A 21,394-nucleotide genomic window follows, 5' to 3' on the forward strand; every position below is an offset into this window, starting at 1 on the left:
AGCGTTTATGATTGTCCGCTCGGCGGCCTTTGTCAATTCGCCCCGTCCGACGCCGACTATACATAGCGCAAGCAATACCGTTTTCTGCCGCCGAAAATGGCTGCAGGCTTAAAACCGGCTGTTCAGTTTGACGAAAAAGGTGCGGCCCAGCTGGCTGCGATTGGCGATGTCCGTGAATTCCCCGTGGCCGGGTCCGAACAGGTTTTGGCCGCTGATCGACAGTTCCAGATCAGGCCGCGGCGTCCAGCCGAAGTGCATGTCGAGCGCCGTGTAGGCCGGCACATCCGGCACGGTCAAGGCGGCCACGCGGCGCAGCGCCACGTCCAGTTCAGTGTGCCGCGACATTTGCCAGGACGAGCGCAAGGACCAGGTGTGGGCCGGATCGCGGCCGACCTTCTTCACGGAAGCGGCGGTATCGATGCTGCCCGGTTTCAGCGCCAGCGTTTCCTTCAGCGCCGTATAGGCGGCGCTGAGGCGCCAGTCGGCGGCGGCCTGGAAACTGCCCCACAGTTCGATGCCACTGGTCGCCCCTTTCATGCCATTGCCGAAATACACTTGAATCGGCCGGCGGTTCGGCACCAGCTCCTGCGTGTGCAACTGGTCGTACAGCGCGCGATAGGTATTGACGGAGAAAGACAAGCGCGACGACACCTGGCTGCGGTAGCCAAGCTCAAACACGTCGGCCAGCTCCGACTCGAAATTGGCGCCGCCGTTGAGCAGGAACGGCGGCTTGCCCGGCACGAAGGTCTCGCGGTCCAGTCGCGACGGCGCGCGCACCGTGCGCGAGACGGCGCCCCACAACAGCGTGTCGGGCGCGAGCTTCCAGGCCAGGCGGGCGTTGGGCAGCCGTTCCATGCCCGTGTAGCCGTTGCGTTCCAGGCGCAGCCCCAGCGTCAGGCGCAACGCCGGCGTCAAGCGCACCTCGTCCTGTACAAACAGGCTGGACCAGCTTTGCCTGTCGTCGGCGGGCAGAAAAGCAAAATAGACGCTGTTCGTCAGGTGGTCCTGCGCATGGCGGTACTGGCCGCCCAGCACCAGCTGGTGCCGGCCCAGCGGCGCGAACTGATACTGCGCCTGCACATCGACGATGTCGAGCTTTTCGGCGAAGGTCGGCGGCACGGTGCGTTCGCTGCGGTCGTAATACGCCTGCGCGCTGAGGGTGGCGCCGCCGTCCAGCGCGCGGCTCCAGTGCGCCATCAGGTTGGCGCCGGCAATCTCGATGCGGCCCAGATCGAGCTTGAGGCCGTTCAGCGCGATGCTGCCCGGCTTGGGCTGCCCCTCCAGTCCGCGATAGACGTCGCCCTGGACATTGAAGCGGTCGGCGCCGCGCCCCCAGTCGGCGCGAAAACCCAACTGCGCCTTGTGCCAGGCATCGTCCACCGGCGCGCCGCTGGCGTTCTCGGTGCGGCGCTCGTCGAAAGCCTTGGCGTACACGCGGTAGGCGCCGTCGCCGCCGAAACTGCCGCCGTAGCGCACGCTGGCGTCGCGCAAGCGCGTGCCGGCCCCGGCCGACAGCAAACCGCCCTGCGTGGCCTGGGCCGGCCGGGTGATGACGTTGATGACGCCGTTGACGGCATTGGTGCCCCACAGCGTGCCGCCCGGCCCGCTGATGACCTCGATGCGCTCGATGTCGTCCAGCGCAAGGTCCTGGGCGTCCCAGAACACGCCCGCGAACAGCGGCGTGTAGACCGAGCGGCCGTCGATCAGCACCAGCAGCTTGTTGCCGTCGCTGCCGGCGAAGCCGCGCGCGCTCACCGTGTAGCCGCTGGCGCTGACCTGGTTCACCTGCAGATTGGGCGCCAGGCGCAGGGCTTCGCGCAGGCTGGCCGCGCCGCTGCGGCGGATATCGGCGGCGTCGATGACAAACACGGCGGCGGGCGCGTCGGCCAGCCGTTCGGCCCGTTTCGACACCGAGGTGATTTTGACGTTGCCCAACTCTTCGAGCGACATGCCGGCAAAGTTGTCGGCATCCATGGCCGCCGCCGACAGCGCGCTCAAACCGAGCGCGGCGCCGGCCAGTGCCGGACGCCAGGCGGGAAAATGCTGCGCGCTGCGGTGCATGTCGATGATGGCGGCCTCGAAATGGTAAGCGGATTTTCTGTCGCTTAAGAATGAGTCAGTCTTTGACAATTTGCAAGAAAAACCGATGGGGAACGGGTGCCGGGCCACGGCTGAGTGTCAGCGAACCAACAATTATCATGCAGGCGAAACAGTCTGGCCCGGACACATTTCCAATATAATAATATTGACAAAACATGCAGCGAGCGAAAGGAAACCACATGAGTACGCCCCGCCCGACAGCGCGCCCCACCGGCGCCGCGCCGCGCATCCACGCCGCCGGCAAGGCGCGCCAGCTGGCCACCCGCGCCGACTCGATCGACTTCCGCGACAGCATGTATGTCGCCACGCTGGTCGAAGTACCGCCGCGGCGCGAGCTGGCAGGGTATCGGCAGGCCGGCGTGCCTGTTCTCGACCAGGGCACGGAAGGCGCCTGCACCGGCTTCGGCCTGGCGACGGTGGCGCACTATCTGCTGCGCACGCGCCGCGTCGACGCCAACGCCGATAACGTCAGCCCCTACATGCTCTACGACATGGCGCGCCGCTACGACGAGTGGGCCGGCGCCGACTATGAGGGGTCGAGCTGCCGTGGCGCCATCAAAGGCTGGTACAAACACGGCGTCTGCGCGGCGCCGCTGTGGGCGCGCGCCGACGGCAAAGCCGGCGTGCTCGGCGATGCCGTCGTGCGCGACGCCGCCGCCCGCCCGCTGGGCGCCTACCTGCGCGTCAACCACAAGAGCCTGGTGGACATGCACGCGGCCATCAGCGAAGCCGGCGTGCTGTACGCCAGCGCCAGCGTGCACAAAGGCTGGCAGCAGGTGGCCGGCGACGGCGTCATCGTCGCCGATACGACGATCATCGGCGGCCACGCCTTCGCCATCGTCGCCTACGACGAACATGGCTTCTGGGTGCAGAACTCCTGGGGCGCCGCGTGGGGCATGCAGGGCTTTGGCCGCATCGCCTATGCCGACTGGCTGCGCAACGGCAGCGACGTCTGGGTCGCGCGGCTCGGCGCGCCGGTGCTGCTGCCGGCCGGCCCCGGAGAACCGGCCGTCGCCGGCGTCGGCGCGGTGCGCGCCAAACCCTATCTGTACAGCGAAATCCGGCCCCACGTCATCGCCCTCAAGAACGACGGCCAGCTCAACGAACACGGCGAAATCGCCACCTCGGCCGCGATGCTGCGGCAAATCCTGCGCGAGGACTTCCCCCGCATCAGCGCCGGCTGGCGCAAGAAGCGCCTGGTGCTGTATGCGCACGGCGGCCTGACGGGACAGGACGAGGCCCTGCAACGCATCGCCGAATACCGCAGCACGATGCTCAAGGCCGAATGCTATCCGCTCGCCTTTATCTGGCGCACCGACTACTGGACCACGCTGGCCAACATCCTCAGCGACGCCCTGCGCCGGCGCCGCCCCGAGGGCATGCTCGACGCCAGCCAGGATTTCATGCTGGACCGCCTCGACGATTTGCTCGAACCGATCGGGCGCATCTTCACCGGCAAGGCCGTGTGGAGCGAAATCAAGGAAAACGCGCTGATGGCGACCAGCTCGGCCAGCGGCGGCGCGCGCATTGCGGCCGATGAAATCGCCCGCCTGGTCGGCGCCGATGCCGACGTCGAAATCCACCTGGTCAGCCACAGCGCCGGCGCCGTCCTGCAGGCCGCGCTGCTGCAATACCTGTGCACCAAGGGCCGCTTCAAGGCCGGGCCGCTGGCGAAAACCCGGGCCAAGGGACTGGGGCTGGACGTGGCCAGCTGCACCCTGTGGGCGCCGGCCTGCAGCATGGAGCTGTTCCGGCACACGTATTTGCCGGCGCTACAGGACCAGGGCCTGAAAAAACTCGCCCTGTTCACGCTGACCGACCGCGCCGAGCAGGACGACAACTGCGCCGGGATCTACAACAAGTCCTTGCTCTATCTGGTGTCGAACGCGTTTGAGCGCATCTACCGCAAACCTCTGGAGCGCCCGGATGGCGAGCCGCTGCTGGGCATGGAAAAATTCATCCGCCGGGACGCCGCGCTGGAACAGTTGTTCGCCAGCGGCGCGGCTGACTGGGTCAGGTCGCCGAACACCGCGCCGCCAGGGCAGGAAAACGCGGCGCAGGCGGTCCGCCACGGCGACTTCGACGACGACAGCGCGACGCTGCGCGCCACCATCGCCCGCATCACCGGCAGCACGCTGGACGCGGCGCCGGCGGCGCTGGCAAAGCCGACGCAAAGCGAGTGCGCGCGCCTGCGCAGGCAGATCGAGCAGGCCACCAAACCGGCGCGCTGACGTCGTGCTGCGCCCGGCTCAGGACACTAAGCCAGGCGCACCAGCGGGTTGGCGATGATGTTGTCGATCTGGCGGATCGCCTCGTCGCAGGCGGCGGCGATGGCGTCGTCCTCCTGGTCGCGCACAAACTGCATCGTCGCGCCCTCGAACACCTCGACGCCGTCGGCGCCGGCGCGCTCGATGTCGCAACTGGCCGTCCAGCGCGCGTCGCTGGTCGGCACCGCCAGCGGCACAATTTCCCAGCCTTTGTAATGAATCTTTGAACCGCCATCCATAGACACCTCCCAGTCAATAACGGAAATCCTAGCACGAAGCCTTGCGCACGACGATTCGATTCTGCGAAAAAGAGCTAAACAATTTAGTTTCCCCCATGGGGCGGCAGACCGCGAACCGGCGTATGCTTGCCAGGCATACACCTGAGCCCGCCACATATGCGCTTTCCGCATGATCGGGCATGACAGAGGTGAATTTACATCTATAATACCGAGCGACCTATCATTATGACAAGCCAACCAAAGCCCGAGCGCCACTCGCCAACATGAAGCCACAAATCCAAGCGTTTTTCGATCCCGCCACCTCCACCGTGAGTTATGTCGTGTACGAGGCCGACGGCCGCGATTGCGCCGTCATCGACTCCGTTCTGGATTACGAGCCGAAATCGGGCCGCACCGCGACGACGTCGGCCGACCAGGTGGTCGCCTTCGTGCGCGCCCACGCGCTGCGCTGCCGCTGGCTGCTGGAAACGCACGCGCACGCCGACCACCTGTCGGCCGCGCCCTACCTGCAGCAACAGATCGGCGGACGGATCGGCATCGGCGCGGCGATCCGCACCGTGCAGCACGCCTTCGCCGCCGTCTTCAACCACAAGCCGGCGATGCTGGACGGCTCGCAGTTCGACCATTTGTTCGAAGCCGACGAGGAGTTCCTCATCGGCGCCCTGAAGGCGCGCGCGCTGCATGTGCCCGGCCACACCCCGGCCGACATGGCCTACCAGATCGGCGACGCGGTCTTCGTCGGCGACACCCTGTTCATGCCCGACGTCGGCACGGCCCGCTGCGACTTCCCCGGCGGCTGCGCCAGCATGCTGTACCGTTCGGTGCAGACCCTGCTCAGCATGGCGCCGGAAACGCGCCTGTTCATGTGCCACGACTATCCGCCGGCCGGGCGCGCGCCGCGCTGGGAGGTGACGGTGGCGGAACAGCGCGCCGCCAACATCCACATCCGCGACGGCGTCAGCGAGCAGCAGTTCGTCGACATGCGCAGCCGGCGCGACGCCATGCTGGGCATGCCGACGCTGATCCTGCCGGCGATCCAGGTCAACCTCAACGCCGGCCAGTTGCCGGCGGCCGAGGACAACGGCGTGCGCTACCTGAAGATTCCGCTGAACGCGATGTAGGCGCGGCGCGCGCCGGCGCCGCCCCCCACGCTTTACTCGACCTGCGCCGGGGCGCGTCCGATCGGCTGCTCCATATTCGCCAGGAACCAGCTCAGCGACGCCATCACCGCGACGTGGCGGCGCAGATGGTCCGGCACCACCTTGTCGAGCGTGTCGGCGGCCGTGTGGTGGTAGTCGAAGTAGCTGTGACTGTCGACCAGCGGCTCGAAGCTGGGCACGCCGCCGCTTTCGAGCGCGTGCAGGTCGCCGGTGCCGAGCTGGTCGCGCCGCGTGAACGCATGCGCGCCGATCGGCAGCAGGGCTTGCCGCAGCGGCGCGAACAGCTTCTCCGCCTGCGCGCCGACACTGGCCAAGATGCCGAACGGCCGGCCGGCGCCGGAATCGCTTTCGATGGCCGCGATCTGCTTGTCCAGCGCGCCCTTGTTGGCGTCGTAGTAGGCACGGCCGCCGCGGCCGCCGTTTTCCTCGTTCATCCAGGCGATCACGCGGATCGTGCGGCGCGGCTGCAGGTTCAGGCGCTTCAGCGTTTCGATCACCGCCATCGCGCTGGCCACGCCGGCGGCGTCGTCATGGGCGCCGGTGGCCAGATCCCAGGAATCGAGGTGGCCGGAGACGATCACCACCTCGTCGGCCTTGTCGCTGCCCGGCAGGTCGGCGATGACGTTGTAGCTGTCCGCCTCCGGCAGGTTCTGCGGCGTCAGCGTCAAATGCATCTTCACCGGTCCGCGCGCCGCCAGGCGGCCGATCAGCAGCGCGTCCTCGACCGTCACGGCGGCCGCCGGTATCCGCGTCTCCTCGCTCAGGCTGGTGGCGCCGGTGTGGGCGAGCCGGTAGTCGGCGCCGCCGACGGAGCGCACCAGCGCGGCCACGGCGCCCAGCTGCGCCGCCGCTTTCGGGCCGGCGAAGCGGAACTTGGCGCCCTGCCCATAGGTGACGCCGGCCAGGCCGCGGTCGGCCATCTGCTGGTCGAACGGCACGTCGAACAGCACGATGCTGCCCTTGACCTCGGCCGCGCGCGCCTTCAACTCCTCGAAACTGCGCACCAGCAGCAGCGGCGCCGTCAGGCCGGCGGCCGGCGTCGCGCCGGAGCCGCCCAGCGCCGTCAGCACGACGCGCTGGCTGACGCCGGCCGGCCGGCCGCTGTAGTCGACCAGCTCGGCCGTTTCCACGCCGCGCACCCAGTGCGGCACCTTGACCGCCTGCAGCGTCACCTTCGCGCCCAGCTTGCGCATCGTCGCGGCGACCTGCTCGACGGCGGCGGCGGCGCCGGCCGAGCCGGACAGGCGCGGCCCGATCAAATCCGTCATGTCGGCCAGGCGCTCATAGGCCCAGTCGCTGCGCATGGCGCTGTCGCGGATCTGCTCCAGCGCGGCCACGTCGTTGCCGGGCGCGGCGGCCGCGGCGGTGGCGCTGAACAGGCAGGCGGCAAGGGCGCCGGCCAGGCGGCGGCGGGGAAAATGGGGGAAAGCGGCGGGCATGCGGATCCTCGAAAAAGAGTTAAACGATATGGCGGTCGCCCCGGCGCGGGGCAAGGGAACGGCAACGATAACGCATTTGCCAATATTGCGCTGGCCTGCGATGGTTTGCATTGTCATTTTGATTCGATTACCATGCCTGTTCCACCCACCGCCCGAAAGCCTCCATGATAAAAGGACAGCTGTGCACCCTGCGCCACCTGACGAGCGCCGACCTGAACCAGTTCATTGCGCTGAGCAACGACCTGCCCTCGCGCGGCGACTACTATTCGACGCTGTTCAAGTCGCCCGAGGCGATGCGGCGCGACTTCATGCAGACGGGTTTCGTCACGGAAGACAGCGAAATGTTCGTCATCGAGGATAGCTTCCACCACGTCGTCGGCCACATCACGCACTTCAAGAGCCGCACGCCGCTGTGCCGCGAAATCGGCTACCGCCTGTTCGAGCCGGGCCTGGCCGGGCGCGGCTACGTCAGCGAGGCCACCCGCCTGCTGGTCAACTACCTGTTCATGGCCCACCAGTATCACCGGCTGGAACTGCTGATGGACCCGCTCAATATCGGCTCGGAGCGGATCGCGCAAAAATGCGGCTTCACCGAAGAGGGCACGCTGCGCCAGGCGTTTTTCGTCAACGGGGCAATCCGCGACACCAAGATGTACAGCCTGCTGCGCCCGGAGTGGGAGGCGCTGTCCGCGCTGCCGGCAGCTTAGCGGCCGCGTTTCACTTGTAAGAAGTTGTATATGACATGGCAGTTTTCCGCCGCGGCGATATAGTGACTCCATGAAGGGATCATGGTGATCCCGCCGAAGGGGAAGGAAACGCCATGTTGAGCAAAAAAATTCTGGGTGCGGTGATGTTCGCTGCGGTTGCCGCCTCGTCGGCGGCCGTCGCCGGTGACCGTGAATTCAATACCGTGGCCGGCGCCGTCGTCGGCGCGGCCATCGGCCACAGCACCGGCGGACGCGACGGCGCCATCGTCGGCGGCGTGCTCGGCGCCGCCGTCGGCAACAGCATCAGCACCAACGAGCGTTCGTACAGCAGCAACCGCGGCCGCTACTACGAAACCCGCGTGTACCAGGAGCCCGCGCAAGTCTACTACCAGCGCCCGGCGCCGGTGTATTACGAACGCCCGGCGCCGGTGTACTACGCGCCGCCGCCGCGCTATTACGGCCCGCCCGCCGTCATCTACGTCGAACCGGCGCGCGGCCACCGCGGCCACCACCGCCACTGGGAGGAGCGCCGCGACTATTACGAAGACCGCCACGACCGCCATCACGGCCACTACCGCTAAGCAAGCCACAGGCGGCACGTCCCTGCCGCCATCCTCGCGCCCCATTTCCCCCTCCCCCGGCTAGATTCGCACGACGGCGCCGCCGTCTTCGCGAAACGGGGGAAAGCATGCTCACTGCGGGCGCAATCATCACACTGGAACGCGGCCATTACAGGCTGCGCGAGCAGATCGCCGGCTCCGCCTACGGCCTGCTGTGGCGCGCCAGCGCCGCGCACGGGTTCGGCGACGTCGCGCTGAAACTGGTCAACGAGCCGCAGATGGCGCTGGCCATGCCGCGCCAGCGCGCCCGCTGGGCGGCCAGCGCCGCCAACGAAATCGCCTTCCTGCAGTCGCTGCAGCCGTGGGACGAGCGGCACATCGTGCGCCTGCTCGACAGCGGCCGGCACCAGGGTTTGCCGGTGCTGGCGCTGGAACTGCTCGACGGCGACCTCGGCAAGCATGTCGCCGCCCTGCACGGCGCCGGCCGCAGCGTGCCGCTGGCGCGGCTGCTCGACTGGATCGGCCAGCTCAACCAGGCGCTGGCCAAGGTGCACCAGTACGGCTGGCGCTACCTCGACCTGAAGCCGGCCAATGTGCTGCTCGACGCCCGCCACAACACCGTCAAACTGGCCGACTTCGGCACCAACCGCGCGGCCGCCGCCGGCGAAGCCCACACCTATACGGGCACGGCCAGCTGGCAGGCGCCGGAACAGTTCTTTCCGCAGGCTGGCGGCACCGCCTACGCGACCGGCATCCGCAGCGACTACTTCGCGCTGGGCGCGCTGTTCTATTTTGTCGCCGCCGGCGGCGTGCCGCTGCGCTTTTGCAGCGCCTGCGGCCAGGCTTACCGCGAACACCACACCGGCGGCGCCGCCATGCTGCTGCGGCGCGGCGGCGGCGCGATGCCGGCCACGCTGGAGGCCGCCGAGGAGGCGCTGTTCGCGCGCCGCATCGCGCTTGCGGGAGGCGACGCCGGCGCCGCGCTGGCCCTGCTGCGCGCGCTGCTCGCCGCCGCCCCCGCCGCGCGGCCGGCCAACGCGCTGCAGATCAGCCGCATGCTGGCGCAGGTGCGCGCCGGCCCGCAGGTGCCGGCATGACGGCGCGTCCGGGCCGGCGCGCCGCCAGCGCCGCCGCGCTGGCCCTGCTGATGCTGCTGCAGGCGTGGAGCCTGTGGCGCGCGCCCGCCGCCTGGTATCCGGCCGAGATCACGGTCAGCCTGGCCGCCGGCGACAGCATCGCGCTGGGCCGCCACGAGCTGGCCGCGGCGCAGGCCGAACGCAGCCATGTCGGCCTGCGCCGCGACGCCGCCGGCGCCTGGTGGTTGCGCAACCTCAGCGCCGGCAAACACCTGCTGCTGCAAACGGCGGACGGCGAGCGGCGCATGGGCAGCGCCGCCTTGCGCGCGCGCCACAGCTTCCGGCTCGGCGCCGCGCGCTTCGAGGTCGAAACGGCCGGCGCGGACGCCCTCGCCTTCGCCGGCGCCGGCCGACACTGGCGCTACGACGGCGCGGTGCTGTACCGCGACGGCGACGCGCAGGCGCCCTGCCCGGACGCCGGCGTCGCCGCGCGCGCGCTGGCGCTGTGGAACCGCGCCGTGCCGGCCGCGCTGACAAGCGGCCGCGCACTGACCTTCGGCGGCAACCTCCACTGCGGCAACCGGCTCGGGCTGGCCGACGTCACGCCCGGCGCGGCCGTGCTGGCGCGGCGCGACGGCCAGTGGCAACTGAGCGCCGGCAATCCCGACGGCGCGCGCGCCGCGCTCGCGCTGTCGGCCGACGGCGTCGACGTCGAACTGCGCCGCCAGGAACAGCCGCTGTCCGGCGTGCAGGCCATCGTCGTCGGCCACACCCGCTTCCAGCTGCGCCAGCAGGACGGGCAATTGCATCTGCTGCCAAGCCGGCGCGTCGCGCTGTTCAGCGCGCCCGAACAGAAGCTGGCGCCGGCGCTGCGCTGGCAGTGGCGCCAGCGTCCGCTATGGGACGGCGCCGCGCAGGGGCCGCTGTGGAGCGCGCTGGCGCTGGCCGCGCTGGCTGCCGCCCTGACCGCGCGGCGCGGCGCCGCGTGGCAATGGCGCGGCGCGGCGGCCGCCGCCACCCTGGTGCTGCTGGCCGGGATCGCGGCGCTGGCGCTGCAGCGCGCCGGCCATGCGCCGGCGCCGGCCTGCTCGATGGCGCTGGGCGGCGCCGCGCTGTGGCTGTGGCTGGCGCTGCCGGGACGCCTGCCGCTGGCCGGCGCCGCCGCCGTCCTGCTGCTGGCCGCCGGCCTGCTGGCGCAGCTGGAGCTGGGCCTGGGCGGCATGGAGTCCTCGTGGCTGCGCTACTACCAAAAAAGCGCCGCCCTGCTGGCCATCGGCGCCGGCCTGGGCGGCCTGTGGCGGCTATGGAATTTGCGCCACCCCGGCGTGGCCGGCCAGCGCGGCGTCGAATGGGCGTTGGCGGCGCTGGCGCTGGCGGCGCTGGCGGCGCTGGCCATGCAGGTGCTGTGGGGCGACGAAACGGGCGTCTTCGACGTACAGCCGGTGGAACTGGCCAAGCTGGCGCTGACGGCGCTGACGGCCCACTGCCTGGCCCTGCGCCTGGGCTGGCACAGCGTCGACCGGCACCGCGCCAGCCGCCGCGCGCGCTGGCTGCGGCTGATCGCGCCGGTCCTGCTGTTCCTGGCCCTGCTCGGCATGGCCCTGGTCGAGGTCGACGATTATTCGCCGCTGATCCTGCTGCTGGTCTGGTGCACGGCGATGGCCTTCGCCTACGCGCTGGCGGCGCGCAACGGCCGCCTCGCCGTCGCCGTGGCCGCGCTGGCCCTGGGCGCGGCCGGCGCCGTCGCTTGCCTGCACGGCGCCGACCCGGCCCGCCTGCCGCTGGCGGGCGGCTTTTACGCCGACCGCTTCCTGGTCTGGCTGGAGCCGGCGCGGCATCCGCACACGGGCCAGCAACTGCTGCTTGGCGCACGCGCCATCGGCGACGGCGGCTGGTGGGGCGCCGACCACTTTCTGGGCCTGGCCGGCCTGGGCCAGAACGCCGGCAGCGCCGTGCTGATCCCAGCCGTGCAGGACGATTTCGCGCCGGCCTTCTTCCTCAACCGCCACGGCCTGGCCGGCGCGCTGCTGCTGTGGGGCCTGCAGGCGGCCTTCGTCGTCGGCCTGCTGCAAACGGCGCGGCGCGGCCACGCAGCCGGCGCCGCCGCGCGCGACCACCGCCTGGCCTGGCAGGGCCGCTTCCGCTATTTCGCGCTGTGCGGCGGCGCCGCCTTCGTGCTGGGCCATCTGCTGCTGTCATGGGGCACCAACCTGGCGATCCTGCCGATCATGGGGCAGCCGATGAGTTTTCTGTCGGCCGGCGGCAGCCACCTGCTGCTTTTCCTCTGCCCCCTGCTTACCTTCTGCGCGGCCAGCGCTTTATCTTTAGAGGAGAATCCATCATGCCGATCTATGTCCAGCACGAAGTCATAGGCAAAGTCCCCGACGTCTTCAACGGCGAGGCGATCTGGCAGGCGCCGGGCCTGGCGCTGTTCGCCCGCCGCCCGCTGCTGCGCGACCTGCTCGAACGCAGCCCGCGCGAACACAAGGGCCGCGCCGCCACGCGCTGTTTCTCGCACGTGACGCTGATGCTGCCGCAGGAGGAGGTCGAGGACGACTACCACCTGACCCGCGGCGCCAAGGCGCGCGAACTGGCGCAAACCCTCACCGCGCTGCACCAGAAGGATTTCGGCGACCTGCTCGGCGCCGACCAGGTGCGCTACGACGTCGTCGGCGCGCAGGCGCTGCCGCCGGGCCAGATCGAGGTGCGCTTCGGCCACGCCGTGTATCTGCCGGCACCCGGCGAAAAAATCCTCTACAACGTCAGCGTCTCGCGCGACAGCGCCGTCTGGAAGCCGGTTTGCCCGATCTACCCGAACCAGCGCCTGGCGCTGATAGGCGGCGACGACGGCCACGCCAGCTTCGCCGCCAGCGGCTGGCCGTTCGGCGCCGACGCCGCCATCCTGCTCATCAACGACGGCCCGGACGCGCCGCCGCAGGTGCAGATGCGCCCGCGCGACGGCTTCGACTGCCGCTTCGACGCGCGCAACGGCTATCACACGATCACCTCCCGGCACGACGCCGGCGCCCGCCTGCTGCTGAAGGTCGGCCGGGCCGGCGCAGCCGCCGCGGCGGCGCCGCCGGCCCCCGCCAAGGCCGCCGTCTGGCAGGCGCGCCCGGCCAGCCACGCGGACGCGCCCGGCCAGGAGCCGACGGCGCTGCCGCTGAGCCACCGCCCGCCGCCGCGCGCCGCCGAGAGCGACGCCACCTACGCGCCGCTGGCGCAGCAGCGCGTCAGCGTGGTGGCGCTGGCGCTGCCGCGCCTGAGCCGCTACCGCGACAGCGGCGCGACGGCGCTGGAGATCCCCTTCGACCGCGCGCTGGCCGTGGGCGCCGGCGGCGGCAAGGCCATCAGCTTCAGCGTCGACGCCAACGACGAGCTGCACGCCTGCACCGAGGCCGGGCGCGAGCGCGTCAGCGCGCCGGCCAGCTTCGCCCCGCTCGATGCGCGCGCGCTGCGCCTGCTCGCCGTCGCCCCCGAGATGGCCGACCGCTACTGCGCCACGCTGTGCCTGGCGCAGCCGGTCGGCGTGCCGGTGGCGAGCGGCGCGCGCTTCGTCTTCGGCCGCAACGCCGCCGCGCTGGCGGCGCTGCGCCTGCTCGACGGACCGGGTTTTCTGCAATGCGGCGGCGGCGGCGCCAGCGCCGACCGCATCGGCCTGTCGCGCAACGCCTTCAGCTTCGAGGCGACGCCGCAGGGCTTCCACATCGGCCGCATCGCCCCGGCGCAAGCGCTCTACCACCTCGACGAGGCGCTGCGCTTCGTCGCCAGGATAGACGAGGCCGGCGCCGCCGCGCCCTACCTGCTGCCGCCCGGCCACCACCTGGTGGCCGGCCACTACGTGCTGCGCTTTGACGTCTGAACGACGCGCCGGAAGCCCATATGCAAGCACCTTCCCTCTACCCGCTGGCCGGCTACGCCGCCGGCCTGCTGTTGACGCTGGCGCTGGCCGCCTGGCTGACGCCGCGGCGCTGGTGGCGCCGCCCGACCGCGCGCGCGCTGCTGATCCTGGCCGGCGGCACCTGGGCGCTGGGCGCCCTGATGACGACGCTGCTGCCGGCCCCGCCGGCGCCGCCGCCGCTCGCGGCCGCGCCGGCGCCCGTGCCGGCGGGCATCGCCGGCCAGGCTTTCCGCGCCCACCACGACCTGAACCTGCGCGCCGGCGCCGGCGTGAACTCGGCGCGCATCGGCGTCGTGCGCGGCGGCGCGGCACTGACACCGACCGGCCGGCGCGACGGCGACTGGTGGCAGGTGCGCGCCGACATCGACGGGCGCGACCGCGTCGGCTGGGCCAGCAGCCTGTGGCTGCGCCAAAGCGGCGAAGCGGCGCCGCCATGAACGGAAAATTCCCGCGGGCGCCGGCCGTTTTTCGGCTAAGCTGCTGCATATGATGATCGCCGCGACAACATTCAAGCCGCCCCCATGCCGCCACTGACCGACAGCCTCAATTTCGCGCCGCGCCTGGACGTGGCCGCGCACAGCATGGCCGGGGCCGGCCGCGGGCCGCTGCCGGAAAACCAGGACAATATCCTGCTGATCGACGGCGCCGGCCGCGCCGCCTTCTTGCGCGGGCAGCGCGCCCAGACCCAGCAAGTGGCGGGCTGGCCGGCCGGCCACGCGCGCATCGCCGTGCTCGACGGCATGGGCGGCCACGGCCACGGACGCCAGGCGGCCGAGGCCGTGGTGCAAGGCTTGCTGCAGATACCGGCCTGCGCCACGCTGGACGAACTGGGCGCGCGCCTCGACGCGCTGCACGCGACGCTGCAGGAACGCTTCGCCGCGCTGACCGGCGGCAACGAGGAAAAACGCCCCGGCACCACCCTGACGCTGCTGGAACTGCGCCCCGGCCTGGCACCGCTGCTCTACCACGTCGGCGATTCGCGCCTGTACGAAATCACCGCCAGCCAGGCGCGCCCGCTGACCATCGACCACGTGCCGGCCACCACCTTCGCCCTGCACGGCCTGCTCGACGAGGCCGAATGGTGGCAGCAGGTGCACGGCGAGCACCGGCCGCAAATCTCCCAGGCTTTCATCCTTGGCAACGCCATCAGCGACCCGCATGTGCTGGCCGGCCCGCTGTTCGCGCTGGAAGCGGCGCGCCTGCCGCCCTTCCTGCGCCAGATGGCCGACCGGCGCGAGCTGGCCCTGCGCCCCGACGCCCTCTACCTGCTGGCCAGCGACGGCTTCTGGGCCTGCGCCCGGCCCGAGCGCTGGGTGGCGCGCTGGCCCGCGCTGCTAGGCGGCCGCGACGCCGGCGGCGCGCTCGACGCCCTGTTTAGCCACTTCCTCGCCGCGCCGCCGCCCGGCCTGCACATCGACAACCTGAGCGCCGTCGTCCTGCGCCTGCGTCCGGCCAATGTTGACGAAACGGCACTGCCAAGCCATGCCCGCACCCACGCCTGAGCAAGGCCGCTGTTGCGTTGTTGGCGCGGCGACGATCTGGCGCAAAAAATATCCGTTTGAATCGACGCAAAAGTTGCCAAGGACCACCAAAAGCGCGTAAGCTGTGCTCAATCCCCCTACGCCGCCGGCCCCTCGTCAACACCCGCCATGAAAAAATGCAGTAACCCGGATCACCCGCACTGTACGTTCTGGGTCATGCCTGGGGAAAACGCCTGCGCGAGCGGCCACGTCCAGGCCGCGGCGCCGCCCAGCAGCTTCGAACTATTGAGCAGAATACGCGCCGCCCGCGCCGCGCCGCCGGCCACGGCACCGGCCGCCGCCGCCGCGCCGGCCCCGTTCCGCGAGCTCAACCACGCCCACCTGCACATCAGCGGCTTCGACCCGCGCGCCGCCGGCGGCCGCCAGACCCTGAAAATGGCATTGCGCGGCATGCCGGCGCACTGCGCGCCGCAGATCACGATGCAGTTGCAATCGGACTTGATTCCGCACGGCGCCGCGCGCCAGCAATTCGTCCGCACCACGCGCGGCGACTGGCGCCCCGTCTTCGTCGAATTTTCCTCGCGCAACAAGGAACACGGCCAGTACCAGATCGATGTCGAGGTGCTCAGCCCGTCCGTCGGCGCCGTCGCGGCGCAAAAATGGGTCTGCACCTTCGTCATCCTGGTGCCGCGCCGCGACGCCACGCTGACGGAAATCCACCGGATTTTCCTCAGCACGCACAAAAACGTCCGCGTCATGGTCGACGACGCCTCGATCGCCCGCGTCAGCGCGCCGGCCGGCGCCGGCTACGACCTCGACGTCACGGCCCGCAACGCCGGCATCGCCCACGTCGACCTGGCCGCGCCCCAGGGCAAGATCGACATGGGCTTCACCACCATCGCCTGGGACGAGGAATTGATCGAAATCGACGTGCCGGGCGCCAGCCGCGCCCACCCGCACCCGAGCCGCGCCGCCTGCCTCGTCAACGCCGCGCCGGAAGCCGGCGCGCAACGCCAGATCCGCCTGTTCGCGCTGGACGAATGCGTGCTGGGCCGCTTTGAGCTGGTCGACCCCGAGTCGGACGTGCTGCTCAGCCATTTCGGCGACGGCGGCCGCGACAACAATGGACTGACGCGGCGCCTGTCCGGCCGCCACGCCGTGATACGCCGCGGCCACAACGGCTTCGAAATCGAGGATGTGTCGCGCTATGGCGTGCTGCTCGACGGCGTCTGGCCCGGCAAGCACAAGCCGACGCCGCTGCGCCTGGGCATGCGCATCGAACTGAGCGCCAGCATCAAGGGTATCGTCGTGCTGTCGGTCAGCGCCATCCTGCCGCACGGCGTCATCCTGCACCGCATCGACCAGGGCGCGCAAGCCGAGTGCTTCTACCTGCTGGCGCCGGACCGCCACCCCGGCTACCCGCTGCCGGCCTGGGCCGCCGCGCCGAACGCGGCCGCGCTGCCGCTGCTGTTCCACCACGACGGCGGCTTCTGGCACCTGGACCAGTTGACCGGCAAGGAAACGCCGCTGGGGCCGGCCACGGCCCTCGACAAGCTGAGCGGCATCGCCCGCCACAACCGCTACGCCAGCGAGCCGTATCCGGAATGCTGGATCATCCGCACCGGCGCCAGCGAGCTGCACAGCACCGTCGCCGCGCCGGCCCTGCAAACGGCCTAAGGCGGCGCCAGCACCTGGAAGATCAGCGCCAGGCCGATCAGCATGATGGCCTCCAGCGTGAACACCAGCGCGGGGATGCGCAACTCTTGCGGGATTTTCATGGCACTCACCTGGGGAGAATATTCCCGTTAGTGTACGCCACGGCGAAAAAAGTTCGCCCGCACTAGAAATAATGGCGCCAGTCGGCCAGCCACGCGGGGAAATCCTGCACCGGCATCGGCTTGGCGATGTAATAGCCCTGGGCATAGGTGCAACCGAGCCCCTGCAGGAAATCCCAGTCTTCCCGCGTTTCCACGCCGACGGCCACCGAGCGCCGCTCCAGGCTGCGCGCCAGTCCCAGGCAGGAGCTCAGCACCGTGCCCAGCGCGCGCCGCTTCGAGGCGCCGTCGACGAAGCTGCGGTCTATCTTCAGCTCGGTGAAGGGGATGCGCGCCAGCAGTTGCAGGTTGGAGCGCGCCGTGCCGTAGTCGTCGATGGCCAGGCCGAAGCCGCGGATGCGCAGCCGCAGCAGGCGTTCAAGGAAATGCGCTTCGGAGCTGAGCACGGCCGACTCGGTGATCTCGAAGGTGAGGTAGTCGGCCAGGATGCGGTGGCGCGCCAGGCAGGCGTCCATCTGCGCCATGAAGGCCGGCTGCGCCAGCGTCTGCGGCGCCACGTTGACGGCGATCGAGATCGGGATGCCCTGGTCGTGCAGCAGGCGGCAGGCCGCCACCGATTTGTCGATCATGCTCCAGTCGAGGAAGTCGACGCGCTTGTGCTCGACCAGCGCGTCGATGAAGGCGGCCGGCTCCAGCGTGCCGTGCTCCGGGTGCAGCCAGCGGGCGAACATTTCCAGGCCCTTCACCTGGCCGGTCGCCAGTTCGATCTTGGGCTGGAAAAACGGTTCGAACTGGCGCGCCTGCAGCCCCAGGCCGACCTGGGCGAAGCTGAACGCCGGCTCGGGCGGATGCGCGGCGGCGGCCTGCCCCGCCCCCTGGTAGTTGGCGATGAGGGCCGCCAGCGCGGCCGCGCCGACCGGCTTGGCGATCGTGCCCAGCATGTCGACGCCGTAAGCCTGCGCCATCGTCTCGACGGAAAACAGCACGGCGCTGCTCTGCGCGCCGACGACGATGATGCCGGAGCGGCAGTTCGCCTCGGCCAGGCGGCGGATCAGCTCCAGCCCGTCCATGCCGGGCAGCGCCAGATCGATCACGCCGATATCGACGGCCGGCGCGATGCCGCCCGAGAAGCTGCGCAGCGCCGTGTGGCCGTCGGCGACGTCGGTGACGCGGACGGCGCCCAACCGGGCCAGCATATCCAGCAGCGCCTGGCGCTGTCCCTGCTCGCCCTCGGCCACAAGAAAGTGCAACTGCGCGATGTCCATGGCATCTCCGGTTCGGTGTTACCGCCACCTTACCTCAGATCGGCCGCGCCCTATACCTGATTTTGCCTGACTTGCTCAAAAAAACACACGGCGGCGCAGGCGGCCACGTTCAGCGACTCGACCTGCCCCAGGTGCGGGATGACGACGCGGTGCGTCGCCAGGGCCAGCAAATCGTCGGCCACGCCCTGCCCTTCGTGGCCCAGCAGCCAGCCGACCGGCTGGCGCAGGTCGACGTCGTACAGGCGCTGCTCGGCGTAACCGCTGGTGGCCAGCACGGCGATGGCGGAGTCCGACACCAGCGCGGCCAGGTCGACGCCCTCGTAGATGTCGAGCACGAAGTGCGCGCCCATCGCCGCCCGCAGCACCTTCGGCGACCAGCAGAAAGCCGTGCCGGCGCTGCAGTACACCTGGCCGATGCCGGCCGCCGCCGCGCTGCGCAGGATGGAGCCGACGTTGCCGGGGTCTTGCAGGTTGTCGAGCAAGACGGCCGAGGCCGACAGCGCCTGCGTCACCGCGCGCTCCGGCGTCTCGATGACGAACAGGATGCCGACGCCGTGCTCGACCTGGCTGAGGGCGGCGTACAGCGCGTCCGGCATGGTGATGCAGTGGACCTGGCGGGCCTCGCACTGGGCAATCAGCTCGGCCACCTCGGCGTTGCGCAGCGCACTTTCGCTGACGACGCACTGCGGCGGCGCGCCGCGCAGGCTCAGATAGGTCTGGCACAGATGCACGCCGTCGAGCAGGGTGCGGCCGGCCTTGCGGCGCGCCTGCGAGCTGCCGGCCAGGTGTTTCAATTCTTTGTAGAGCGCGTTGTCGCGCGAGGAAATCAGTTTCATGAGTTTGCCTCCAGCAGTTTGCGCACCGGCGCGTAGGAGCGCCTATGCACCGGCGAGACGCCGTGCTCGCGCAGGCGCGCCAGGTGCAGCGCGGTCGGATAGCCCTTGTGCTGGTCGAAGCCGTACTGCGGATAGCTGGCGTGCAGCACCTGCAGCGCGGCGTCGCGCGCCGTCTTGGCGAGGATGGAGGCGGCCGAGATCGAGTCGACCTTGTCGTCGCCCTCGACGATGGCGATGGCCCGGATCGACATCACCGGACAGCGGTTGCCGTCGATCAGGGCCAGCGTCGGCACCGTCGCCAGCGCCTCGACGGCGCGGCGCATCGCCAGCATGGTCGCCTGCAGGATGTTGAGCTCGTCGATTTCCGCTTCCGAGCATTCGGCGATGGCCCAGGCCAGCGCGTTCTGCTTGATCAGCGGCACCAGCGCGTCGCGGCGCGCCTCGCTGAGTTTTTTCGAGTCGCGCAAGCCGTCTATCGGCCGCGCCGGGTCGAGGATCACGGCGGCGGCGAAGACCGGGCCGGCCAGCGGGCCGCGGCCGGCCTCGTCGACGCCGCAGATGATTTCATCGAGGGAGAATGGCAGGTCGTCAAACAAGCCGGGATAGAGATTTTTCACTTACGCCTTTATTGCGTCATGCCGTACAACTACAGGCGGGTGGAAGATGCGGCGATCACTTGCATGACCGCCGCGGCGCTCTCCTGCGCGCTGTCGCGCAACAGGCTGTGGTGCATATCGGTGAAGCGCTGCACCAGGCGCAGGCGGCCCGGCACGTCGCTCAACTGGCGCCACATGGCCTCGGCCAGCGCTTCCGGGCTGGCGGCGTTCTGCAGCAGTTCCGGCACGAGGAATTCGCGCGCCAGGATGTTGGGCAGGCCGATCCACGGCTGGTAACCCATGTGGCGCATGATTTCCCACGAGGCGCGCATCATTTTATAGGCGATCACCATCGGTTTCTTGAACAGCGCCACCTCCAGCGAGGCCGTGCCGGAGGCCACCAGCACGGCGTCGGCGGCGGCGATGGCCGTGTGCGACTGGCCGTCCGTGAGCATGATCTCGACGTCGCGCAGGCCGGCCTGGGCCACCAGTTCGAGGAAGTACTGGCGCTGCTTCTCGCCGGCCATCGGCGCGACGAAACGCAGCGAATGGTCGCGCTGGCGCAGCAGCTTGGCGGCGCCGACGAAGGCGGCGACATTGTGTTTCAGCTCGCCCATGCGGCTGCCCGGCATCAGCGTGACGACATTGGCGTCCTCGGGCAGGCCGAGCTGGCGCCGCGCCGCCGCCTCGTCCGGCTGCAGCGGGATCATCTCCGCCAGCGGGTGGCCGACGTAGGTGACGGGCACGCCGGCGCGCCGGTAGATCTCCTCCTCGAAGGGGAAGATCACCAGCATGTGCGACACCGCCTTGATGATTTTCTTGATGCGCCCGCCGCGCCAGGCCCAGATCTGCGGCCCGATGTAATGCACGGTGGGGATGCCGGCCGCCTTCAGCTGCATCTCCAGGCCCAGGTTGAAGCCGGGGTAATCGGCGCCGATGAAGACGGCCGGCCGCTCGGCCAGCAACTGCTCGCGCAACTGGTTCTGGATGCCCTTGATGTCGCGGTAGCGGGGAATGATCTCGAACAGGCCGCGCACCGTCAGGCGCTCCAGCGGCCAGTCGGAGACGAAGCCGTGGCGCGCCATGTTGGGGCCGCCGATGCCGTGGAAGCGCGCCCCGGGCAGCTGCGCCCGCAGCCCGCCCAGCAGACGTCCGGCCAGCAGGTCGCCGGACACCTCGCCGGCGACCACTGCGACAGACAGTTCAGCGGACGATGCCACGGGTCGCGCCGTTGAGGAACTCGCGCATCGCGCGGATCTGTTCAGCCGCCTCGGGGGAGGCCATCTCCTCCTCGAACAGCGCGGCCTTGGCCTCTTCCAAGGTCAGGTTGGAGCGGTAGATCAACTTGTAGGCGCTGCGGATGCCGTCGATCTGCGCGCGGCTGAAGCCGCGCCGCTTCAAGCCCTCGATGTTGACGCCGTGCGCCGCCGCCGGATTGCCCGACAGCAGAACGAAGGGCGGCACATCCTGGGTCAGGCTGGTGCTCATGCCGACGAAGGCGTGCGCGCCGATCTGGCAGAACTGGTGCACATTGGCGAAGCCGGACAGGATCACCCAGTCGCCGATATGCACGTGGCCGGCCAGTTGCGCGTTGTTCGAGAAGATCGTGTTGCTGCCCACCTGGCAGTCGTGCGCCAGGTGCACATACGCGGAAATCCAGTTGTCGTTGCCGAGCCGCGTCACGCCGGCGTCCTGCACGGTGCCGGTGTTGAAGGTGCAGAACTCGCGGATGGTGTTGCGGTCGCCGATTTCCAGGCGGGTCGGCTCGCCCGACCACTTCTTGTCCTGCGGCGCGGCGCCGATGGACGAGAACTGGAAAAACTGGTTGTCGCAGCCGATGCTCGTATGGCCCTCGATGACGACATGCGGGCCGACCCGGGTGCCGGCGCCGATGCGCACGTGCGGGCCGATCACCGAATACGGGCCGACCTGCACCGAGCTGTCCAGCTGCGCCTTGGGGTCGACTATGGCGCTGGGATGGATCGCTGTCAT

At 69.9% G+C, this 21,394-nt stretch carries 18 protein-coding genes; 10 read left to right on the plus strand and 8 right to left on the minus strand.

Annotated elements, in window-relative coordinates; all coding sequences use genetic code 11:
• Positions 1-108 precede the first annotated feature (108 nt).
• Positions 109-2,061 (minus strand): TOL_0244 family TonB-dependent receptor, encoded by a 1,953-nt coding sequence (locus tag OIK44_RS20245; protein WP_273673387.1) that lies wholly within the window; start codon positions 2,059-2,061, stop codon positions 109-111.
• Between the two features lie 218 nt (positions 2,062-2,279).
• Here OIK44_RS20245 and OIK44_RS20250 point away from each other — a divergent pair, with 218 nt between their 5' ends.
• A complete protein-coding gene (locus OIK44_RS20250) occupies positions 2,280-4,331 on the plus strand; it encodes a C1 family peptidase (protein ID WP_273673389.1) in 2,052 nt (683 codons plus the stop codon).
• Between the two features lie 26 nt (positions 4,332-4,357).
• On the opposite strand, the gene OIK44_RS20255 is transcribed toward OIK44_RS20250, so the two are convergent.
• On the minus strand, positions 4,358-4,606 hold the full coding sequence (locus OIK44_RS20255) for a hypothetical protein (protein WP_273673391.1): 249 nt from the start codon (positions 4,604-4,606) through the stop codon (positions 4,358-4,360).
• A 263-nt stretch (positions 4,607-4,869) separates the two neighbouring features.
• Here OIK44_RS20255 and OIK44_RS20260 point away from each other — a divergent pair, with 263 nt between their 5' ends.
• Entirely contained in the window at positions 4,870-5,727 is an 858-nt protein-coding gene (locus OIK44_RS20260) for an MBL fold metallo-hydrolase (protein ID WP_273673393.1), read from the plus strand.
• A 32-nt stretch (positions 5,728-5,759) separates the two neighbouring features.
• On the opposite strand, the gene OIK44_RS20265 is transcribed toward OIK44_RS20260, so the two are convergent.
• A complete protein-coding gene (locus OIK44_RS20265; RefSeq protein WP_273673395.1) occupies positions 5,760-7,205 on the minus strand; it encodes a M20/M25/M40 family metallo-hydrolase in 1,446 nt (481 codons plus the stop codon).
• A gap of 164 nt (positions 7,206-7,369) precedes the next feature.
• Here OIK44_RS20265 and OIK44_RS20270 point away from each other — a divergent pair, with 164 nt between their 5' ends.
• The 8 genes from OIK44_RS20270 (at position 7,370) to OIK44_RS20305 (ending at position 16,607) form a co-directional block, all read left to right on the plus strand.
• Positions 7,370-7,912, plus strand: coding sequence for a GNAT family N-acetyltransferase (locus OIK44_RS20270; protein WP_273673397.1), 543 nt, complete (start codon positions 7,370-7,372; stop codon positions 7,910-7,912).
• A gap of 113 nt (positions 7,913-8,025) precedes the next feature.
• A complete protein-coding gene (locus tag OIK44_RS20275) occupies positions 8,026-8,493 on the plus strand; it encodes a glycine zipper domain-containing protein (RefSeq protein ID WP_273673399.1) in 468 nt (155 codons plus the stop codon).
• A gap of 107 nt (positions 8,494-8,600) precedes the next feature.
• Positions 8,601-9,569, plus strand: coding sequence for a protein kinase domain-containing protein (locus tag OIK44_RS20280; protein ID WP_273673402.1), 969 nt, complete (start codon positions 8,601-8,603; stop codon positions 9,567-9,569).
• On the plus strand, positions 9,566-11,920 hold the full coding sequence (locus OIK44_RS20285) for an FtsW/RodA/SpoVE family cell cycle protein (RefSeq protein ID WP_273673404.1): 2,355 nt from the start codon (positions 9,566-9,568) through the stop codon (positions 11,918-11,920). Before OIK44_RS20280 ends, OIK44_RS20285 begins: the two co-directional genes overlap by 4 nt.
• Positions 11,890-13,410: a hypothetical protein gene (locus OIK44_RS20290; RefSeq protein ID WP_273673406.1), complete on the plus strand. Its 1,521-nt coding sequence runs from the start codon at positions 11,890-11,892 to the stop codon at positions 13,408-13,410. The genes OIK44_RS20285 and OIK44_RS20290 overlap by 31 nt, the downstream gene beginning before the upstream one ends.
• Before the next feature lie 20 nt (positions 13,411-13,430).
• On the plus strand, positions 13,431-13,886 hold the full coding sequence (locus OIK44_RS20295) for an SH3 domain-containing protein (RefSeq protein WP_273673408.1): 456 nt from the start codon (positions 13,431-13,433) through the stop codon (positions 13,884-13,886).
• Positions 13,887-13,970: 84 nt separating this feature from the next.
• On the plus strand, positions 13,971-14,951 hold the full coding sequence (locus OIK44_RS20300; RefSeq protein WP_273673410.1) for a PP2C family protein-serine/threonine phosphatase: 981 nt from the start codon (positions 13,971-13,973) through the stop codon (positions 14,949-14,951).
• Between the two features lie 195 nt (positions 14,952-15,146).
• Positions 15,147-16,607: an FHA domain-containing protein gene (locus OIK44_RS20305; protein WP_273673413.1), complete on the plus strand. Its 1,461-nt coding sequence runs from the start codon at positions 15,147-15,149 to the stop codon at positions 16,605-16,607.
• 163 nt (positions 16,608-16,770) lie between these two features.
• On the opposite strand, the gene OIK44_RS20310 is transcribed toward OIK44_RS20305, so the two are convergent.
• From OIK44_RS20310 to lpxA, 5 genes are read right to left on the minus strand one after another with little or no spacing between them, the layout of a single operon-like run.
• Positions 16,771-17,970 (minus strand): EAL domain-containing response regulator, encoded by a 1,200-nt coding sequence (locus OIK44_RS20310; protein WP_273673415.1) that lies wholly within the window; start codon positions 17,968-17,970, stop codon positions 16,771-16,773.
• 50 nt (positions 17,971-18,020) lie between these two features.
• Positions 18,021-18,806, minus strand: a complete 786-nt coding sequence (locus OIK44_RS20315) for a TrmH family RNA methyltransferase (RefSeq protein WP_273673417.1) — start codon at positions 18,804-18,806, stop codon at positions 18,021-18,023.
• On the minus strand, positions 18,803-19,423 hold the full coding sequence (gene rnhB / locus OIK44_RS20320; RefSeq protein ID WP_273673419.1) for a ribonuclease HII: 621 nt from the start codon (positions 19,421-19,423) through the stop codon (positions 18,803-18,805). Before rnhB ends, OIK44_RS20315 begins: the two co-directional genes overlap by 4 nt.
• A 29-nt stretch (positions 19,424-19,452) precedes the next feature.
• A complete protein-coding gene (gene lpxB, locus OIK44_RS20325; RefSeq protein WP_273673421.1) occupies positions 19,453-20,622 on the minus strand; it encodes a lipid-A-disaccharide synthase in 1,170 nt (389 codons plus the stop codon).
• Positions 20,606-21,394 (minus strand): acyl-ACP--UDP-N-acetylglucosamine O-acyltransferase, encoded by a 789-nt coding sequence (lpxA, locus tag OIK44_RS20330; RefSeq protein ID WP_273673423.1) that lies wholly within the window; start codon positions 21,392-21,394, stop codon positions 20,606-20,608. The genes lpxB and lpxA overlap by 17 nt, the downstream gene beginning before the upstream one ends.

It is taken from the genome of Janthinobacterium fluminis, assembly GCF_028595325.1.
Classification (GTDB): Bacteria; Pseudomonadota; Gammaproteobacteria; order Burkholderiales; family Burkholderiaceae_D; genus Janthinobacterium; species Janthinobacterium fluminis.